We start from the raw sequence: 18,096 nt of genomic DNA, 5'->3' as shown, positions 1-18,096 counted from the left end.
CAGGTCCAGCAGGCATGGAACGCCGACATCCCCCGCATCATCTACGGCCAGCAGTACTACCTCACCGCCTGGACCCCCGACCTGCAGGGCGCACTCCCGTCCTGGCAGCTCGACATCGACCTCTCCCACGCATGGCGGCAGCGATGAGCACGCCGACGATAGGCGTGAGCGCGCCCGTTGCAATGCGCACGACACCGGCCCACAGGACCCGTCGGAAACGAAGATTCGCGAGGTATCTGTTCGGCCGGCTCTTGCGCCTGATCAGCATCCTCTTCGGTGTCACGTTGATGAGCTTCATCCTCATAAAGTTGACGCCAGGTGACCCGATTGCCACCTCCTTGGGTCCTCAAGCAACGCAGGAGCAAGTAGACGAGCTGCGCGCCGAAATGGGCCTGGACCGGCCGATTTGGGACCAATACGTGAGCTGGCTGTCGGGTGTGTTCCACGGCGACTTCGGTAAGACCCTCAGTGCACCCGCACGCTCGGTGAGCGGCGAGCTTGCCGCCCGCCTGCCCGTCACCCTCGAGCTCGCCTTCCTCGCCATCGTGCTGAGCCTCACTATTGCCGTTCCGGTGGCAATCTGGTCGGCACACAGGGAGGGCCACCGCTTCGACCGAACAGCGTCTGGCGTGCTCTACGCCCTCATCGCGATTCCAGGTTTCGTGGCGGCGCTACTGCTTGTGTTGCTCTTCGTATTCAATCCAGGAACCGTTCGAGCGGCAGGGTTGGTGGCCGGGACCATCGGTGCGGCATGTGCACTCGCCGCGGCATGGCGCGCGCGTAGAGCAGGACAGTCGATCAAGCCCGCACTCGTCAGTGCCGGTGCGGTCTTTGTTGTCGGTGCTGTCGTGTTCGCCTTCCTTCCGGACCTGCCTCGTCAGGGCTTCGTCCCGCTCAGCGAGGGACTCGGGGACAACCTGCAGAGCGTCGCGCTACCCGTCCTCGCGCTGACGTTCGTCGATGTGGCGGTGTTCACGCGACTTCTTCGCGGCGACATGGTGACCGAACTTTCCAAGCCGTACATCCTGGCAAGCCGGGCCAAGGGGATGTCCCCCCCACACGTGCTCGTTCGGGAGGCTCTCAAGCCGTCACTCTTCTCCCTGATCACAGTCGTTGGTTTGACGATCGGTCAGTTGATCGGCGGCACGATCATCGTCGAGCAGATCTTCCGGCTGCCCGGCATCGGATCGATCCTTGTCACCAGTATCCGCAACGGCGACTATCCGATGGTGCAGGCCTGCATCTTCGTTATCGCTTCCGTCTACGTTGTATTGAACGCGCTGATCGACATCAGCTACACGTACCTGGACCCTCGTGTCAGACAGGCGAATCCACGATGACAATCTTGAAAGAGCCGCGGACAGAACAAACACAGCCGAAACGCGGCGAAGCGGCCGAAAGGACAGCGCATCGGCGTCTCTGGGCTGGGCCGGTGTTCCTGCTCTTCGGTGTGGCGCTTCTCGCCAGCGGTGTTCTCGCTGTGCAGGTTATTCCGTCTGTGCGGGTGCTCCTGGCTTGCGTCGGGATCGTGGTCGTCTTCATGGGACTCGGTCGGTCACTGCGCGGCCTCCTCGGTCCCCGGTTCGATCTCGGCTTGTGGCTGGGTGCCGCCTGGCTGGTGCTGATCGTGGTCCTTGCGGCGTTCGCGGACCTGCTACCGCTTCCGGAGTCGCTCGACACGTCCAAGACGTTGACCGAACAGACGTATGCGTACCCCTCGGCCGAGCACTGGTTGGGCACCGACCAGTACGGCCTCGACATCCTCGGCCAGATCATCTACGGCGCGAGAGTTTCGCTGATCGTCGGTGTGGGTGGTGTGCTGATCGGAGGCACAATCGGTACAGTTTTCGGCCTGCTCGCAAGCTTCTACAGGGGCCGCGTCGACGGCGCACTCGGCTGGGGCGCAGATCTCATGCTCAGCTTTCCGCCGCTAGTGCTGTTGATGGGGTTGGCTGTGGTGCTCGAGCCGAGCACACCCAATATTGCGCTTGCCCTAGGAATCCTGGTGATTCCCTCGTTCATGAGGCTGTCTCGCGCGACCGGATTGAAGATTGCGGAACAACCCTTCGTCACCATGTCACGCGCGATCGGAGCGAGTCGTACGCGGATCATGTTCAAGGAGATTCTGCCCAATATCGTCCCGGCCGTAGTCTCCTATGCCTTCCTCGTCGTCGCGATCCTCATCGTGGCGGAGGCTTCGCTGTCTTTCCTCGGACTCAGTGTCCAACGCCCGGACCCGACTTGGGGCAATATGATTGCCGAGGCTGAATCGAAGTTCCAGATGTATCCTTTCCTGCTCGCGCCGGCGGTCCCGCTCTTCCTGACGGTGTTCTCCATCAATCGCATCGGCGACCACTTACGCGCCGACAAGGAAAGGTGACCGATGCCTGGGACAGACAATCTCTTGACCGTTCGCGGCCTGCAGACCACACTGCAGACCGCCCGCGGACCCCTGGTCGTGGTCGACGATGCCGATCTCGACGTGCCGCGGGGTGGCACCATCGGCATCGTCGGTGAATCGGGGTCCGGTAAGACGATACTGACCAAGTCGATCATGAATCTGCTGCCGGTTGGAGGCTCTATCAAGGCCAACTGCCTACAGTTCGACGGTGCGGAGTTCGACCCATTGCTCCCGTCCTCGCGGCGATTCTGGGGTACCGAAATCTCGATGATCTTCCAAGATCCGATGACCGCGTTGAATCCAGTGCGCACGGTGGGAGCGCAGATCTGCGATCCACTGCGTGTCCATCTCGGACTGAGCAAGACGTCGGCACGCGACCGCGCAATCGAATTGCTCGGCGAGGTCGGCATTCCCGGACCTCGGGAGCGAGTTTCCCAGTATCCTCACGAGTTGTCGGGTGGTATGCGGCAACGTGTGATGATCGCGATTGCTATTGCATGCCAACCGAAACTGCTGATCGCTGACGAGCCGACGACAGGCCTCGATGTCACCGTTCAACGTCAGATCCTCGCCTTGCTACGTCGCCTCAAGGACGAGCTGGGAATGTCCATGCTCATAATCAGCCATGACATCGCGTTGTTGGCTGACGAAGTCGATCGTGTGACTGTCATGTACGCCGGTACCGACATCGAGACCATCGAGGTCGAGCAACTGCGCGGCCACCAAGTGCGCCATCGATACACCCAGGCGCTCCTACAAGCTCACCCGGACGTGAACGCTCCTCCGGGGACGCGACTCGAGAGCATCCCGGGAGGTCCTCCAGATCTTCTGACCATGCCGACCGGCTGCCGATTCGCGCCTCGGTGTGGCCACGCACAGGACATTTGCCGAACGATCCCGCCCTCCGCGTCTCGGGACACCGCAAGCAACACACAGTACGCATGTCACTTCCCCCGGCCGCTGGAGCCGGCGGGACCGAACTTTGCCAAGGGGATCGTGTGACGGACACGCCAACTGTCTCGATGGATCAGGTGATTCAGGTCGATGACCTGGTCGTGGAGTACCATACCGACGCCGGGACCGTACACGCCCTTACCGGCGTCACCTTCGATGTTCGCCGCGGCGAGACCCTGGGAATCGTCGGCGAATCCGGTTCGGGCAAGTCGACCCTTCTTCGAGCCCTACTTCGGCTTACGCCGACGACGAGCGGCACGGTGACGTACGAGGATACCGATCTGACGAGCCTGAGTGATGAGCAGATGCGGCGCCTACGACCCGATCTGCAGCTGATCATGCAAGATCCCATAGCATCGCTGAATCCGAGGCGGAAAGTCAGCGAGATCGTCGCCGAGGGACTCCGGGTCTGGCCGGGCCGCGTGCAGTCCTCGGTCAAGGATCAGGTTCGCGAGGTCCTCGGCGCAGTGTCGATGGATGTCGAGGTCGTCGGTGACCGGACACCGACGACGTTCTCGGGAGGCCAGTGCCAACGCATCGCGATCGCGCGTGCGCTCGCATTGAGCCCGGAAGTGTTGTTTTGCGACGAACCTGTCTCGGCACTGGACGTGTCGGTCCAGGCACGGGTGCTCAATTTGATCAATGATGCAAAGGAGAATTACAGCCTCACCGTACTTTTCGTGTCGCACGACCTCGGCGTGGTGAAGAGCATCAGCGATCGTGTGATGGTGTTGTACCTTGGACGAATCTGCGAAGTCGCCAGTGTCGAACAGATGTACAGCTCGCCCGCCCATCCGTACTCGAACCTGCTACTGGCTTCGGCGCCCGGTTCGAATCGCGAAGTTCCGGTGGACCGCACGGGCGAGACCCCCTCGCCTCTGAATCCGCCTTCCGGTTGCCGATTCCGCACGCGATGCCCGATTGCAACCGCGAAGTGCGCGGAACTGGTGCCTGAGCTCCGGGCCCTCGCGGACGGCCGTCTCGTGGCCTGTCATCATCCGCTCCTCGACGAAGGTTCGGATTGAAGAATGTCGGTGTGTCCGGTGCGTCACGGGTTTCGGCGGCCGGGCCGGGCACGCCGCTTCGTCGAACACCGGTCGGTGAACAAGAAGAAGGGTGCACCAGCTGTGGAAGGAGGGAGGTTCTGAAGCGGCAGGGCGCGCAGCGCCCCGTAAGGGGCATCTCAACCGGATACGTGAGAAGACATTACAACTTCGTGCGGTAGTCGGAGAAGTTCGGTGTGGCATCAACTCGTAGCCCGGACCGGCTCCGGCGACTGATCAGCTACCGTCCATCTTCCTTGCGCTACTCCTCATGTTAGTGCCCGTAACCGTGCAGGTGCTCTTCAGGGCCACCATTCGCCGCTGCCGACACCTCGAGTGCGGAGGCGATTTCCTCGCCGTTCTTGCCTTCCGCGGCCAACTCGTCGGCCCGGCGCAGCTTGCCCCACGATGTCCTCCACCGAGTGACGTTTGCTTCCCGCCATGATCCCTATCGTCTCTTCTCCGCCCTCACCAGGGCAATCAGGACTCTAGTGTTCTGAGTGAGGAATTGCATTCATAACTGTAGAATCGGTGGATGGCGCGTGCCGGGCGGCCGAAGGCCGAGCTGACACTGCCCGACGACGAACGTGCCGCGTTGGAGGGCTGGGTGCGGCGTTCGTCGACACCTCAGGCGTGGGCGTTGCGGTGCCGGATCATTCTCGCATGCGCAGACGGCATCTCGAACAAAAAGGTGGCCACTCGCCTCGGTTCGACGCAACATGCGTTGGGACGCTGCAGATCTCGCTTTCTCGAGCACCGCATCGCAGGCCTCGGAGACATGCCCCGATCCGGCGGACCACGACCGGTGACCGATGCCCAGGCCGCCGACGTGGTCACCCGGAGGCTCGAGACCACCCCGAAGAACGCGACACACTGGTCGACGCGAACAATGTTGCAGGAGATGGGCCCTGTCGCAGTCGACGGTCTCGAGGATCTGGCGAGCTTCGGGTTGCAGCCCCACAGAACCGAGGGATTCAAGCTCTCGACCGATCCGTTCTTCGTCGACAAGGTCGACGACGTCGTGGGGCTGTATCTGGACCCACCGGAGCGGGCACTGGTGTTCTGCGTCGACGAGCAGTCGCAGATCCAGGCGCTGGACCGGTCGCAGCCGGTGTTGCCGATGATGCCCGGTGCGCCGCAGCGGATGACCTCCGATTACGTGCGTGCCGGCACCACCACCTTGTTCGCCGCTCTCGACGTGGCGTCGGGAAGGGTGATCGGGTCGCTGCATCGCCGCCACCGTGCCGACGAGTTCAAAAAGGCTCCTCATGGCCTTGGACAAGCAGACCCCACCGGGTTTGGATCTGCATCTGGTGCTCGACAACTATGCCACCCACAAGACACCGATCCGAAGCCCTATGTGTGGACGAAGACCGCGGACGGGATCCTCGAATGTCTCGCGTCATATTCGAACAGGATTCCTGACTCAGAACACTAGAACAAGCCGGACCTACTCACAGGGGAACATGTCGCACTACAAAGGTTCTCGTACTTCAAGGCGTACTCACGCCGTCGCGCCTTCGGTGAATCCAGGTTGATCGGTCAGTTCTCGAGCAGGACGTGCGCGTCGGTCATCTCACCATCGATCACAACATACCCACCGCCGGGATTGGACATTTCGTAGCCGATGATCCGCTGAATATCGTCAGGAAGGGCCCGTGCCTCCTCATCGGAATGGTTAAGTAGTGGTTCTCTTCCTGACGCAAAAATGCCAGGTCGAGGCTCATCGTCAGTCCCAACCGCGTCTGGTTCGACGAGTTGGCGCCCCCGCCATGGAACGTGGCGCCGAGGAACAGCAGCGCCGAGCCCGCGGACATCTCCGTAGGAATCGCCTGTCCCTCGATCGGCCCTTGCTCATCTCCCCACAGATGGCTTTGCGGGACCACCACGGTTGCACCGTTATCTGCGGTGAAATCGCTGATCGCCACCATGATCTGTAGGCGCGCCTGGGGGCCGCCGCCTACAGGATGGGGCCACAGCCACACCGAGTCGTCCCTGTGCACCGGCTGCGCACCTTCTCCAGCGTTGATCGCAACCAGTTGGGTGACGCCAACTTGCAGTGTTGGAGTAAAGTTCATCGGCGCGTCGACGCCCCACACCTGCCGTGGTCCACACAGGATGCGCTCAGCGGTTTCGCGGAAGAGTGGATTTCTCACAATCCCATCGGCGTGTCGCGTGTGTTTGAAAATTCCACCCAGACGACCAGTATTAACCAAACCGAACGCGCTGCCGAGCGAGCTGGCTTCGAGCTTCGGCATCAAGTCTTCGATCAATCCCTCCCGTACTGTCAAATCAATAAAATCGCGGATGACAACGCCGCCATCACGTTCGATCGCTGCGACTACCTCGTCGACGGTTGCGGTTGATTCAAGTGTGGTGAGACCCATGATTGCCCTCCTGGGTGATGGCTCCGTATCGAGAGACACGGAACAAGAGCCGTGACGTGTTGATCGGTAGAGGGTTGCACTTGGAGAATTCCACCGTCCAGCCCAGACCGTGAGGCTGAGCGGCGGCGAGTGGATTGGGCGTGGGACGCCATCTTCGGCGCAGAGCTAAAATTCAACCCCGATACCCTGCTCGTGAAACTCGGACGAACGTCCTTTTCGTGCAGGATACTACGTATAGATGTACCGACGCGCAACTGAAAGCGAACATTTGCACTTCCTTCCAGTGCCCGACCTCACGTAGGTCGTTCTCAGCCCGACCCCGCGTTCATCGACCTCGGTTGGGCATTCAGCAGTATGGGCCACTGAGCGCCCGTCGCCAGATCACGTGCAGAGAGCCGTGATTCCGCGTGAACTGTCGCTGTGTGAAGAGTACTCACGCGACAGTATTCACCGACTTAGTCCGGTAATTCATTGCCCGCAAGACGAACTCGCGGCGCGTAGCGTTCGCGGCTTGTGCCAGCGCTGTGTCGGGAAAAGACTCGAAGGCGTGGTAGCCGCCGCCCCAGACGTGCAGATCGACCAGGACTCCGGCTTCGGAGAGGCGCTGGGCATGCATCACAGACTCATCGCGGAACGTCTCTACCGATCCCACATCGATGAAGGTGCGCGGCGATCCGGTGAGGTCGCGGGCCCGTGCGGGCTCTGCATACTGTGAGACGTGTTCGGTTCCGCGTCGATCTCCGAGAAGGGCCGTCCAGCCGTACAGCATGTCGTTTCGATCCGCTATACCTTCACCGTCGAGCATGCGCGCACTGTGAGTCTCCATTCGGTCGTCGAGCATGGGAGCGCTCAACACCTGGTGCGTGACCCGCGGAGAACCCTGGTCTCTGGACAACAACCCCACACCCGTAGCCAATCCACCGCCGGCGCTCGCGCCGAAAAATATGACTCGCTCCGTGTCGAGATCGAGGGTGTCTGCGTGTTCGACTGCCCAGCACAGAGTCTTGTAGAGTCTGTCACTGGAACAGTGTCAGGGTGTTCCGGCGCCAGTCGGTAGTCGATGGTTGCCACCACTGCCACGCCTTCGGCCACATAGCCCATCAAGTCTTCCAAACCCGTGAAGCGCGTACCCGCGATCATCCCACCGCCATGAGTGTGAAAGATCAGCGGCCATGGTCCCGTGCCCGTAGCAGGTTTCAAGACCGTCATCGGCAACCGGGCCGATCCGGACTCGTCTTCGATTGGAATGACGTGCTCTTCGACGACGATGGAACCACCCGCAGTGAAGTCAGTCTTCTCTTGCCCGGACAAGCCATGAGCATCGATGTACCGGACCTGTTCGAGGTTCTCGTCGTCGGGCGTGACAAGAATTTCACGCATGATCGTCAAACCGGGCAACAACTCAGTGTCGAATGGCGGACGTTTCGGCACGTCACTGAAAGGCGAAGCAAGTTGTGTCATGGTAGATCCTCTGGTAGTCGACAGTTGCAACGCTTGAACGGAAATGGGGTCTTTCGCCCTGTCAGCCGCCCGGGGTAGGGCTCCCGATCGAACTCGGGAACCCTACCCCGCCGGTTCAGAACTCGAACAGAACCTCGCGGAGCGTGGATCCGGTGTACTCCGCCCGGACCACATCGGCCTTCTGGAGTTGCGGGATGACTCCATCGACGAGTAGGTCGATGTGAGGCGTCAACCCTGCGCCTTCGACGAGGAACCCGTCCCCACCGACCTCGTCCATGATCGCGATAAGCCTCTCGGCGATCTGCTCCGGGCTGCCCGCCAAGCTGAACTCGTCATTACCCATCCCCGACGACAGCGCCTCACGCAGGGTCACCCCCTTCTTCCCGAGATCTTTGAAGATCTCGACGATGCTGGTGTGCCCACCGCCCTCGAGATCCTGCGGGACGGGCTCATCGAGATCGAGCTTCGAGAAGTCGATATCGGTGGTGGACGAAAGCATCACCAACCCGTACTCGAGTTGAGCCTGGATCGCCTGCTCACTCGACTCCTCGGGCTCCTCGTCCGAGGCGAACGCGAACAGCGGCGTCAAGAAGAACACCTTGATCTCGTCGGGATTGCGGCCGAACGCTTCGGCGCGGCTGCGGATGTCGGACCGGATGGCCTTCATACCCTCGATGCCACCCGCCATCGGCGCAATGACGACCTCGGCATTCTTTGCGGCGAAGTCGCGCCCCCGCGGCGACGCTCCGGCCTGTGCGAGCACGGGCCGACCCTGCGGAGACCGCAACGTGTTCAGGGGTCCCCGCGACTTGTAGAACTCGCCCTCGAAATCGACGCGTTGGACTTTGGTGTGGTCGACGTACACACCCTTCTCCGTGTCCTCGACCAGCGCACCCTCCTCCCAGGAGTCCCACAGCTGGTTGACCAGGTCCACGTACTCTTCGGCACGTGTGTACCGTTCGGCGTGTGGTGGCAGCGCGTCCATTCCAAAGTTCTGTGCGGCTGCCGTCTCGCTCGAGGTGACGAGGTTCCAGCCGACCCTGCCCTTAGTGAGGGAATCGAGAGTCGAGTAGAGGCGAGCGAGCAGGAACGGCGGGTAGAAGGACGTCGATGCCGTACCGATGAGCCCGATGTTCGATGTGCTCTGCGCGATCACCGGCAGCAGTGGGAGCGGGTCGTGCTTGGGAGCCAGTACGGCATGTTTGAGATCGAGTTCCATCGACCCGCCGTACTTGTCGGCGATGGTGACACTGTCTTCGAAGAGCAGGAAGTCGAACTTCGCGCGCTCGAGCTTCTGTGCCAGTTCGACGTGGAACGAGCCGTCAGCCCAGCTGGTTCTGAAGTGATCGGACGTGGGCCATGCCGTTGCGCCGAATTTCGTGAAGTATGCGAGGTGAAACTTCTGATGTGCCATCTGTATCCGCCTTCATGGATTGAAAAGAGTCGCTGGATCCCAGTCGAACAGGTCACGGGCAAGGGCGGCGCTACCACCCGGCCCGCCCCGCAATCCGACTTCGGTGGTGGTTACTGGTCGTTCTCGGTGTCCGCATGGCACGCGCTCGCATGCGGGCGGGGAAGGTCGAGCGACGGATTGCGATCGAAGAATCCCACCGGCTTCAGCATGAAGCCGGCGTACTCGACCGGCATGATCGGCCAGTCCTCGGGCCGTGGGACGTGGGTCGTGCCGAAGGTGTGCCAGAGCACGACGTCTTCACCGTCGAGCGGGCGATCTGCTGCCTGGTAGATCGGCAGTCCGGGAGTGCCAGCGCTCTGGTTCGGCAGGTCACCCGCAGGGTACCGCTCGGCAGCGTCGTACTGGGTGACCCACAGGTGCTTGGTCGCAAATGCGGCACGATGCGATATCGGCGATTCGGGATCCGCCAGCAGCGTCTGCGAGGCCTGGGGAACGAGCTTGTACGCCGTAGGCGCGCCGAGCGCATTTCGCTTCTCGGAACTGGTGATCTTCCAGATCCTCGAGCGGGCCGGATCGGCATTTCGTGCCGCGGTGCTCTCACGATCGAGGGTGGTACTGACCGTCCGGAAAGCGTTGCCATACAGATTTTCCGGCCCGATCGGGTCGGATACGACGTCAATTTCGGCAACACTGTTCCGGTCTCCGTCGACAGCCATATCCAGGCGCGCACAGAAGAGGTGCTGGTGATACGGAGCGGCGAGCCCGTCCGCAACCAGGGTGGTGTGCGGATTGACTGCATCGTCGAGCTGAGCGCTGGCGAACACGATTCCGGTCAACTTGGCCTCGAACTCGATGGTTCCGTCCTGGTAGAAGTACCAGAAGTAGCCGTAGTCGTAATTGCCGATTGCCGCGAAGAACGACACCACCAGACGGCGGGACCTTCGGGTTTCTGCGATCTGGGCCATCGGGTCGTTGTGCTTCCACAACACCCCGTAGTCTTCTTCGTGCATACAGACGACGTTCTCGACCGTGTACGGATTCGCGTCGTCGTCGTGCAGCACGGCGTCGAAGTATCGGATCTCCCCGAGGCAGTCACACCCCAATGCGAGTGAGGTCGCCATTCGTCCGAGGTTCCATTCGCCGACATCGAAGTAGTTGAGCCAGAACCGCGTCGGATCGGGATCTCCATAGGGAACCACCATCTCCGCGATAGAGGCCCGATGCACAATCGGCCTGAGAACGCCGTTGTCCCGGTAGCCGATCTGATGAAGCACCAGCGCTTCCCGGATGTCGAAACCGATCCGGAACTCCCAGTTCTGCCACTTCACCAGGCGGCCTTCGACCGTGAAGCTCGGCCCCTCGGGCTGAGTGATCTCGAGCGGCTTGAGGTCCGTGCGTGTTCGACCATTGTCACCGTTGGCGTAATCTCCCGAGTAGGGTGGTACCGGCGCCCCCCGATGATCCAAGAGCTCGACAACGCGACCGTTGGTCACATCCACGGTGACGGTCAGGCCGCTGAGAGGTCGGGCCCAGTGATTGTCGGTGGGGTTCTCTCGATAGAAGGTTTGGGCCTTGTAGATCCGCTTACCCTGTTCTTCTGCGATCCCGAAGTAACCGGGAGTCATCGACAGGACCTCGCATTTCGACGAATCCTCGATTCCACGCTCGGCGACAGCACGTTGCCAGCCCTCGTCGGCGCGCACGATTTCGTTGACGGCGGTGAAATCGGCGATCAGGAACCCGGTCTGTCCATACGGCTCCGTCGTTGTGTCGATCGTCTCCCACGAGTCGACTCGACCGTTGGTGACAGACACCACGGCACGGTGGATCAGGCTCGCCCTCACGTCTCTCAGAACGACCGCAATCCGTCGATCGATGTGGTCGCCGACCACGAATGAACTCAGAGCCGCCTTGTCGGGCTCTTGCAGCTGAACCGTCGCGAACGTGCAGTCTTCGGTCAGACGACCTGACGCCACGAGAATCTCACGTGCCCGCGTGAGCTCTTCCTCCGTGATCGGGTCGAGGGGGTGAGGATCGGGCTGCTTCGCTGCCGGCGATTGCTGCAAGGTCTCGAGTGATGACATACCGCACCTCTAGTTGAGTGGGAACAGAATGGATCGCACCCTTCTCCGGTGCGATTTGTCGTACGTGTGGAGCAGGAGATGTAGCGCAAGGAGGCCTACACCCGACATTCCTCCGGTGCACAATTCGCACCACGCTCGCGCGGGCGTCCGTGAGCGTGGTGCGGATCACCAGTGTTCGTCCGCAGGCTCAGACGCTCTCGGACACGGCAGCCTCGAGAAGCGCCTCGAGGGGGTCTTTCTGGCCGCCGGCGTGGCCGTATCCGCGTGCCTGGTGATAACCCATGAAGCGTTGCAGATCTTCGGGCAGGGTACGAGCGACCTCCCGCGAGCACGACAGGTACTGATTCTCTTCCTGTCGAACCCAACCGACAGCTGTTGTGACGGCGAGCGCGCGCCTCACTTCCGACGAGTTGTTGGCACCGCCCCCGTGCCACAGCTTGCCGGAGAAGACCATCACCGATCCGGCGCTCATTTCTGCCGGGGACGGTGTCCTCTTGTATGTAGTCCTGTCGAGAGAGTTTGTGACTGCCCGGGACAACCCGTGTGGCACCGTTCTCTTCGGTGAAGTCGGTGAGGGCCCAGATCGCGTTGCAATAGACCTCGAAGTCAGCGGGGAAGGGGTAGGAGTCGAAGATCATTTCGTCCTGGTGGAGGAACTGCGCAGATTGCCCCGGATCGAGTGAGATCATTTCTGTCGCTCCGAGTTGGATACTGCTTGCGTGCGCCAGTCGCGTCTGCAGAACGTTATGGACCAGTGGGTGCATGATCAACTCACGCTCGAGCGGCGACCTCTCGATGATCCGGCCGGTACGTCGTGTCTTCAGTCCGAACCCCGGTTGGTCGCCGAAAGCGGTCTCGTCGATGTACGGCTGCATCTCGGCGACGAAACTGTCCACCGTTTCGCGTGTCACCAGTTCTTCGATGACCACGTGTCCGTGCTCCTGGAGTACTGCGGCTACTTCTTCCACAGTCGCACTGCTCGAAACGCGCTGGATCCCTGCGTTCAATCTTCTCTCCTCTGACCGCGGCTCGATACCGGAACCTTTTCTGGAATTGCAGAAGCTGATGCATTCGTAGGGACGCTGCCCCGGGGAGCCACTCTGATCAGATGCAGCGAGCCGGAATCTGGAACTGCCTAACTTGCGGGAGTCGATTCCACTGTGCCACCACCGAATCCCGACGACTCGGTGCCGTTCCCCAGAAGAGTCTGCGGATTGCGGAACTTTCCGTCGGATTCAACCCATCCCATCCCCGGAGGACAAGTGTCATAGCCGAGCAGTCGCTGGATGTCTTCGGGGAGAGCCTTCGCCTCCTCCATCGGGATGGTCAGGTAATGGTTTTCCTCCTGGCGCAGGTATGCCAGGTCCAGACTCATGGTCAGACCCATACGGGGCTGGTCCGTGGTGTTCGTGCCGCCTCCGTGGAACGTGGAGCCGATGAAGATCACCGCGGAGCCGGCCGGCATCACCGTGGAAGACGCCTCGTCGAGGCGTGGGCCACGGTTGTCGCCCCACAGGTGACTTTGCGGAACGACCAGGGTTCCGCCGTTCTCCGCCGTGAAGTCGGTGATCGCGACCATGATTTGCACTCGCGCCTGACGACCACCCTCGGGATGACGCCACTGCCACACTACGTCGTCCCTGTGCAGCGCCTGCGCGCCTTCACCTGGATGGATCGCGATCAGCTGGCTGACGCCGATCTGAATCGTCGGAGTCACTTCGACGGGGTCCTCGCCGAACCAGAGCGTCTCGGGTGTGCACAGGATGCGCTCGGCGGTCTCGCGGTAGAGGGGGTGCCTGACGACCGCGTCCGCGTGTCGTGTGTGCTTGAAGATGCCGCTGAGTCGGCGAGTCCGCTCGCCGGTTGTGTCATCCCCGAACGAAATTGCATCGATCCTCGGTTGCAGATCTCGGAGCAAGCCTTCCAGCGTGTCCGAATCGATGAAGTCGCGGATGATGACACCGCCGTCGCGCTCGATGACCGTAACCACCTCATCGACGGTCGAGTTCGGTTCGAGTGCAGCGAGTCCCATGATCGTTCTCCTTGGATAGAGTTGCCGACTCTCCCTTGCGGAGAGACGGATTGAGTTGTGAATCGGAAGTTGCGTCACCGACGCACTGTCAGTCATGGTCGAGTGGGCTGGTCCGTGATCATTCGATCCCGATAATGCTGTGTGCCGGCAGGGTTGATCTGATCGGAGGACTGAGTCGAAGTCATACATCCGAGGTATGTCGTCAGCCGGTTTCCCGTGAACCTAGAGCAGATTTGGGCGACAGACAAGAGGGGAAACGAACTCGTAATGATGGCACCTGACCATCGTCGGCTCAGTCAATCACCTTGGGCCGTAGTATTTTGCTGCAACCTGCAGAGTCGCTAGCAGGTTGGACGCAGGCTCCACTGCACTCGGCGATTCGTGGCGTCGGCGTATCCGTCCAGCGACTCGAGCGTCAATTGCGTGATGTCCCTCGGAGGCATGATGCCCAGAACGGTCGTAGCGGCGGCCCCCGCACCGGCAATGACCCACAACCAACTGCATGCCCTGCTCGGAGTAGAAGACGTAACCGTCAACGGCCACTGCCAGGTGGGCATGGAGGACCGCGAACGCAATGACGGGCAGGATCGCCCCGAACATGTTCTGGAAGGTACCCACCATACCCGCCAGCGACGCCTGCAACTGGGGCGGCAAGGCCTCGATCTGAAGGTTGGGTAGGGCCGAATAACACAGTCCGGTACCGATTCCGATGAAGATCGAAGTGACGAGAACCAGCACCTTGCTGATACGCGTTACGAATGAGCGAATAGCTCAGGAACAGGCAGGCGGAGAGCACCCCGGTGATGAGACGGCCGGCGATCAGAATTCAGTACGTCGGCGCCAGGGCCGAAATGACCAGTCCCAGCACAGCGATGCAATACATGTGAACATCACGAGCGACCAGCCATCCCTCTGCTCATCGGATATCTGATCCGCGCGAATCTCGGTCATCTGCATCCTTCCATGGGCACAACCGGAAAATTGGTGTGCCACTGCAGTCGAATGCCCAACCGTGCTCCAGTAACTGTCCCGCGTCGCGTGGAAGAATCACGATTCTTCGTGGTCATTAAGGACAAAACAGGCTGTGCGGGTGCCTGTTTCGTCACTGCCGCATCGTTTCACGCTCCAGAAGCTCCAACGACCCGCCCACCGCTCGGTTCGCCAGTTCCACCGGCGCCCGCGACGGGATCAAGACCTGAACGACAACCCCCGCCCTTCCTGCCAGGGTGAGAAACGCCGACCAGATGCTCAACCCCATCGCCCGCTACTGCACCCGGTTCGAAGAATCGGGACACTAGAAGTTGATGACGCCCCGAATGATCGATGCCTGTCGCATGTCCTCGAACCCGTCGTTGATCTGGTCGAGCGTGTACGTTTTCGTAATCATCTCGTCGAGCATGACCTTGCCATCCATGTACATCCGGAGCAGGCGAGGTATGTCGGATCGGGGATTGGCGTTGCCGTACCACGATCCCCGAACGGACTTTCGCATCGAGGCGAGATCGATGAGGCTGATGTCGGCCGTCATTTCCGTCGGATCGCTGACCGCGACCTGAACACAGATTCCGCCCTTGCCCAACAACGCCATTGCCGGCGCGAGGTGAGCGCCTGTCATCTTGTCGACCGTGATCACAACGGCATCCGCCATCGCACCCCAGGTCAACTCCTGCAACAGGGAGTACGCCTCCTCCGTGGTGGCCACCGCATGCGTGGCGCCGAATCGCTTGGCCTCGACCCGCTTGAACTCCGACGGATCGACGACGACCACGTGCCGAGCACCGGCCTGGGCCGCGCCCTGCACGGCTCCGCACCCGACGCCGCCCATACCGAGCACGACAACCGAGTCTCCTGCCGTCACCTCGCCGACGTTGACCGACGAACCCCACCCCGTGGTGACTCCACAGCCGACGAGCGCGGCTTTGTCGAGTGGCACATCAGGCGTGACCTTGACGCACGAGGCCTCGTTGACGACGGTGTGCTCGGCAAACGTTCCCACCACGCACATCAGGCGAGCGTCCTGTCCGCGAGCTCGGTGCCGGGCGGTGCCGTCCGAAATCTGCAGACCTATACCGAGGTGCATGCCCAGATCGCAGACACTGGACATGCCATTGGCACACGATCGGCACCGACCGCAGGCCGGAATGAAACTGAAGACAACGTGGTCACCCGGGGCGAGGTCGACGACACCCGGACCGACACGCTCCACGACGCCGGAACCTTCGTGTCCACCGATGAACGGGTACTGAAAGGCGTTTGTGCCGTCCCGCATGTGCTCGTCCGAATGGCACAGTCCCGAGGTGACGAGGCGTACCAGAACCTCGCCGGCGCGTGGCTCGTCGAGTTCGATCTCCTCGATCGACCAGGGCTCTCCCGGGCCCCACAGCACAGCAGCGCGCGTCTTCATGTTCGAGCCTTCCTTTCCGTTCACAGGTTTCGGGTGGTTCATCCCGCCACACCGGCCTTGTAATCGGCACTGACGTAGACCGACTGGTACTCGATGTACGGGGCCATGCCCTCGGGGCCGAACTCACGACCGAGTCCACTGCCCTTGACACCGCCGAACGGCGCGCCCAGGTCCATCTGGTAGTAGTTCACGCCCACGGTGCCGGAGCGGATACGCCGCGCGATGTCGGCCCCTCGATGCTCGTCGCGTGTCCAGACCGCACCGGCGAGGCCGTACTCGCTGTCGTTCGCGATGGCGACCGCCTCGTCCTCGTCGTCGTACGCGATGACGGCGATCACCGGACCGAACACTTCCTCCTGGGCCAGGCGGCTCGCGTTGTCCACATCGGCGAACACGGTCGGCTCGACGAACCAACCATCGTCAAGTCCTGCGGGCGCACCACCGCCCGTCACGAGCCGGGCGCCGGACTTCTTGGCGTCCTCGATATGGCCGAGCACCCGATCGCGATGGACCCGTCCCGCCATCGGACCGCAGGTCACGGCCGGGTCGAGCGCGTCGCCGACCACCAGTCCGCGCGCAACCCGGGCGACGGCGTCGACTACCTCGTCGTAGCGGGACCTCGGCGCCAGAATCCGCGAGAGCAGGACACACGCCTGACCGTTGTTGACGAACGACGTCAAAGCCAGATTCGCCTCGAACACGTCCAGGTCCGCGTCTTCGAGAACGATCGAGGCCGACTTTCCACCCAATTCGAGGGTGACGGGCCGCATCAGGCGTCCACAGACTTCACTGATAGCACGGCCCGCGGCCGTGCTCCCGGTGAAGGTGACCTTGTCGATCCCGGGGTGCGCCACGAGCGCGGCACTGACCTCGCGGTCCGCGGGCACGATGTTGATGACGCCGTCCGGAAAGCCTGCTGCCTCGGCGGCGTCGGCCAGCACGAACGCATCCAGTGCCGTCTCCGGAGAAGGCTTGACGACGACCGTGCATCCGGCTGCGAGTGCAGGCGCGAGTTTCGCCATCGCGATGAGGTGGGGGAAGTTCCACGGGATGACGGCCGCGACGACGCCCACCGGGACCTTGCGAACGATGGTGGCCCCTGGGTAGCTGTCCCGAACTTCTTCCAACCAACCCGATTCCGCCAGGTCCGCGTACTGGTTGAGGGTGGCAACGGGAATGGCGACATTCGCGCCGTACGACGTTGTGAGCGGCGAACCGTTCTCGCGGCTGATCAGTTCCGCAGTCGCCTCACCCCGGGCCTGGAGCTCAGCAGCGAATCTACGGAGCGTCGCGGCTCTCTCGACCGGTGTGGACCTTCCCCACGGCCCATCGTCGAACGCAGCTCTCGCGGCAGCGACCGCCGCGTCGATGTCGCCGAGACCGGCGAGCGGAGTCGATCCAAGCGGTTTCCCCGTCGACGCCTCCACCAGTTCGTACGAATCGGTCGACGTCGGGGGGCACCACCGACCACCGATGAAGAACTCGGTTCTTGTGAAGTCCAGATCTGTCATCACACCGCCTCTGTCGAGAATGCCGTGGCTCCTCGCCGATTGGTGGCGGGCGCCGGATGGGAAACCAAGTCTGCAAATCGACCCAGTCACCCCACAATGACAGTCACTTGCGGTTTTCCATCGCTGTGATGTCCACTCCGCGGGACACTTCGGCACAGAGCGCACACCGGGCAAGAATTCACGTATCGCGCCCGGGATCCCGATACGATCAGGATCTCGCCTACGCGGGAGATGCAGCGCCGCGGTCAGCGGGACTGCGGCACCGATCAGGGCGGCACCTAGTGCGGCGTGGGAAAAGTAGTTTGGCGGTCAAGTTTGAGATACTGCGGCATGCGAGTTGCTCCTTTGGTGTTGCGTGACGGGGATCGAGACGAGCTGGCTGCGTTGGTTCGGTCCAAGACCGTC

Annotated in this window: 13 protein-coding genes and 2 pseudogenes; 6 read left to right on the top strand and 9 right to left on the bottom strand. The window is 61.8% G+C overall.

Features of this window, described 5'->3' with window-relative positions; genetic code table 11:
- The first annotated feature begins 14 nt into the window (after positions 1 to 14).
- The 5 genes from ACZI8W_RS25930 (at position 15) to ACZI8W_RS25910 (ending at position 5,836) form a co-directional block, all read left to right on the top strand.
- Complete coding sequence (locus ACZI8W_RS25930; protein ID WP_463371411.1) at positions 15 to 1,340, top strand: ABC transporter permease; 1,326 nt, start codon at positions 15 to 17, stop codon at positions 1,338 to 1,340.
- A complete protein-coding gene (locus ACZI8W_RS25925; protein WP_463371410.1) occupies positions 1,337 to 2,380 on the top strand; it encodes an ABC transporter permease in 1,044 nt (347 codons plus the stop codon). Before ACZI8W_RS25930 ends, ACZI8W_RS25925 begins: the two co-directional genes overlap by 4 nt.
- Positions 2,381 to 2,383: 3 nt before the next feature.
- The gene (locus ACZI8W_RS25920; RefSeq protein WP_463371409.1) at positions 2,384 to 3,403 is read left to right on the top strand and encodes an ABC transporter ATP-binding protein; all 1,020 of its coding nucleotides are present in this window, start codon (positions 2,384 to 2,386) and stop codon (positions 3,401 to 3,403) included.
- Positions 3,400 to 4,380, top strand: a complete 981-nt coding sequence (locus ACZI8W_RS25915) for an oligopeptide/dipeptide ABC transporter ATP-binding protein (RefSeq protein ID WP_463371408.1) — start codon at positions 3,400 to 3,402, stop codon at positions 4,378 to 4,380. Before ACZI8W_RS25920 ends, ACZI8W_RS25915 begins: the two co-directional genes overlap by 4 nt.
- Before the next feature lie 553 nt (positions 4,381 to 4,933).
- Positions 4,934 to 5,836 carry an IS630 family transposase gene (locus ACZI8W_RS25910; RefSeq protein ID WP_463371407.1) on the top strand — a complete coding sequence of 301 codons (903 nt, stop codon included), beginning with the start codon at positions 4,934 to 4,936 and terminating at the stop codon, positions 5,834 to 5,836.
- Between the two features lie 148 nt (positions 5,837 to 5,984).
- Here the strand turns inward: ACZI8W_RS25910 and ACZI8W_RS25905 are convergent, their stop codons facing one another.
- The 7 genes and pseudogenes from ACZI8W_RS25905 to ACZI8W_RS25875 all read right to left on the bottom strand — a co-directional run bounded on the left by ACZI8W_RS25905 (position 5,985) and on the right by ACZI8W_RS25875 (position 13,776).
- Complete coding sequence (locus ACZI8W_RS25905; RefSeq protein WP_463371406.1) at positions 5,985 to 6,785, bottom strand: phytanoyl-CoA dioxygenase family protein; 801 nt, start codon at positions 6,783 to 6,785, stop codon at positions 5,985 to 5,987.
- Between the two features lie 433 nt (positions 6,786 to 7,218).
- Positions 7,219 to 7,886, bottom strand: a pseudogene (locus ACZI8W_RS25900) (alpha/beta hydrolase fold domain-containing protein).
- A 475-nt stretch (positions 7,887 to 8,361) separates the two neighbouring features.
- The gene (locus ACZI8W_RS25895; protein ID WP_463371405.1) at positions 8,362 to 9,660 is read right to left on the bottom strand and encodes an NtaA/DmoA family FMN-dependent monooxygenase; all 1,299 of its coding nucleotides are present in this window, start codon (positions 9,658 to 9,660) and stop codon (positions 8,362 to 8,364) included.
- A 110-nt stretch (positions 9,661 to 9,770) separates the two neighbouring features.
- Positions 9,771 to 11,744, bottom strand: a complete 1,974-nt coding sequence (locus ACZI8W_RS25890; protein ID WP_463371404.1) for a primary-amine oxidase — start codon at positions 11,742 to 11,744, stop codon at positions 9,771 to 9,773.
- 187 nt (positions 11,745 to 11,931) lie between these two features.
- Complete coding sequence (locus tag ACZI8W_RS25885) at positions 11,932 to 12,294, bottom strand: phytanoyl-CoA dioxygenase family protein (RefSeq protein WP_463371403.1); 363 nt, start codon at positions 12,292 to 12,294, stop codon at positions 11,932 to 11,934.
- Positions 12,260 to 12,712 (bottom strand): annotated as a pseudogene (locus tag ACZI8W_RS25880) (phytanoyl-CoA dioxygenase family protein); the annotation flags it as partial. The pseudogene ACZI8W_RS25880 and the gene ACZI8W_RS25885, both read right to left, overlap by 35 nt.
- A 167-nt stretch (positions 12,713 to 12,879) precedes the next feature.
- Entirely contained in the window at positions 12,880 to 13,776 is an 897-nt protein-coding gene (locus ACZI8W_RS25875; protein ID WP_463371402.1) for a phytanoyl-CoA dioxygenase family protein, read from the bottom strand.
- Positions 13,777 to 14,220: 444 nt separating this feature from the next.
- Here ACZI8W_RS25875 and ACZI8W_RS25870 point away from each other — a divergent pair, with 444 nt between their 5' ends.
- Positions 14,221 to 14,454, top strand: coding sequence for a hypothetical protein (locus tag ACZI8W_RS25870; protein ID WP_463371401.1), 234 nt, complete (start codon positions 14,221 to 14,223; stop codon positions 14,452 to 14,454).
- Positions 14,455 to 15,070: 616 nt separating this feature from the next.
- Here the strand turns inward: ACZI8W_RS25870 and ACZI8W_RS25865 are convergent.
- Together ACZI8W_RS25865 and ACZI8W_RS25860 are read right to left on the bottom strand one after the other, a co-directional pair.
- Positions 15,071 to 16,180: an NDMA-dependent alcohol dehydrogenase gene (locus ACZI8W_RS25865; protein WP_463371400.1), complete on the bottom strand. Its 1,110-nt coding sequence runs from the start codon at positions 16,178 to 16,180 to the stop codon at positions 15,071 to 15,073.
- Positions 16,181 to 16,218: 38 nt separating this feature from the next.
- Positions 16,219 to 17,691, bottom strand: coding sequence for an aldehyde dehydrogenase (locus ACZI8W_RS25860; RefSeq protein ID WP_463371399.1), 1,473 nt, complete (start codon positions 17,689 to 17,691; stop codon positions 16,219 to 16,221).
- Positions 17,692 to 18,096 lie beyond the last annotated feature (405 nt).

The sequence above is a fragment of the Rhodococcus ruitaii genome (genome assembly GCF_055230935.1).
The sequence above is the reverse complement of the archived record's forward strand: the minus strand, read 5'-3'. Positions and strand labels throughout refer to the sequence as shown.